Origin of the sequence: Micromonospora sp. LOL_021, assembly GCF_048060215.1 — a bacterium.
Taxonomy (GTDB): domain Bacteria; phylum Actinomycetota; class Actinomycetes; order Mycobacteriales; family Micromonosporaceae; genus Micromonospora_E.
Genome location: NZ_JBHMIN010000116.1, coordinates 1 through 1,700 on the forward strand (window position 1 = coordinate 1; position 1,700 = coordinate 1,700).

The window sequence follows — 1,700 nt, forward strand, 5'->3', positions numbered from 1 at the left end:
TAGTGGGTGTCGGGGTGGCGGTGATCGGGTCGGGCAACATCGGCACCGATCTGATGATCAAAGTGCTGCGGCTGTCCGGGTCGCTGGACATGGTGGCGATGGTCGGCATCGACCCGGAATCCGATGGGCTGGCCCGTGCCCGCCGGTTGGGTGTGGCGACCACGAGTGATGGGGTCGACGGCCTGGTGGCGATGCCCGAGTTCGTCGACGTCGGGTTGGTGTTCGACGCCACGTCGGCCGGTGCGCACCGGCGCAACAACGAGATCCTGCAGGCGCACGGGCGGACGGTGGTCGACCTGACCCCGGCCGCTGTCGGCCCGTACGTGGTACCACCGGTCAACCTGGACGCCCATTTGGCCGAGCCGAACGTCAACATGGTCACCTGTGGTGGGCAGGCGACGGTACCGGTCGTCGCCGCCGTCACGGCGGTGGCCCCGGTCGCGTACGCGGAGATCGTCGCGTCGATCGCGTCCCGTTCGGCCGGTCCGGGCACTCGGGCGAACATCGACGAGTTCACCCAGACCACCGCCCGCGCCCTGGAGGTCGTCGGCGGTGCGGGTAGGGGTAAGGCGATCATCGTGCTGAACCCGGCGGACCCGCCGCTGCTGATGCGCGACACCGTCTACTGCCTGATCCCGGCCGGCGTGGACACCGGCCGGGTGACCGCCTCGGTGCAGGCGATGGTCGGGTCGGTCGCCGGGTACGTGCCCGGCTACCGGCTCAAACAGGCCGTGCAGTTCGACCCGGTCGACACCTTTGTGCCGGCGTTGGGCGGCTGGTTCACCGGTATCCAGGTGTCGGTGTTTCTCGAGGTCTCCGGTGCCGGGCACTACCTGCCCGCGTACGCCGGCAACCTCGACATCATGACCTCGGCCGCGTTGCGTACCGCGGAACGTCTGGTCGCTGTCCGGGCCGAGCGGCAGGAAGGGGTGCGGTGATGACCCGACTGTACGTCCAGGACGTCACGTTGCGCGACGGCATGCACGCCATCGGCCACCGCTACACCGTCGACCAGGTGAGGGCGATCGCCGCCGCGCTCGACGCGGCCGGTGTGGACGCGATCGAGGTCGCCCACGGCGACGGGCTGGCCGGCTCGTCGGTGACGTACGGCCACGGGGCGGCGTCGGACGCCGACTGGATCCGTGCTGCCGCGGAGTCGATCAGCCGGGCGCGGTTGACCACTCTGCTGCTGCCCGGGATCGGCACCATCGACGACCTGAAAGCGGCCCGCGACCTGGGCGTGACCAGCGTGCGGATCGCCACCCACTGCACCGAGGCCGACGTCGCCGCCCAGCACATCTCATGGGCCCGCGACCAGGGTATGGACGTCGCCGGCTTTTTGATGATGGCGCACATGAACACCCCCGAAGGGCTCGCGCAGCAGGCCAAGCTGATGGAGTCGTACGGGGCGCACTGCGTCTACGTCACCGACTCCGGCGGCCGGCTGCTGATGACGGATGTCGCCGCCCGGGTCGACGCCTACCGGCAGGTCCTCGACCCGCAAACGCAGATCGGCATCCACGCCCACCACAACCTCTCGTTGGGCGTGGCCAACAGTGTGATCGCCGTGCAGCACGGCACCACCCGGGTCGACGCCTCCCTCGCCGGGATGGGCGCCGGGGCCGGCAACGCCCCCCTGGAGGTCTTCACCGCCGTCGCGGACCTGCACGGCTGGAAACACGGCTGCGACACGTTCGCGC

At 70.2% G+C, this 1,700-nt stretch carries 2 protein-coding genes; both read left to right on the top strand.

Features of this window, described 5'->3' with window-relative positions; all coding sequences use genetic code 11:
* Positions 1–2: 2 nt before the first annotated feature.
* Complete coding sequence (locus ACFHWT_RS31190) at positions 3–938, top strand: acetaldehyde dehydrogenase (acetylating) (RefSeq protein ID WP_416598261.1); 936 nt, start codon at positions 3–5, stop codon at positions 936–938.
* A partial coding sequence (gene dmpG, locus ACFHWT_RS31195) for a 4-hydroxy-2-oxovalerate aldolase (protein ID WP_416598263.1) occupies positions 938–1,700 on the top strand: 763 nt, incomplete at its 3' end. The genes ACFHWT_RS31190 and dmpG, both read left to right, overlap by 1 nt.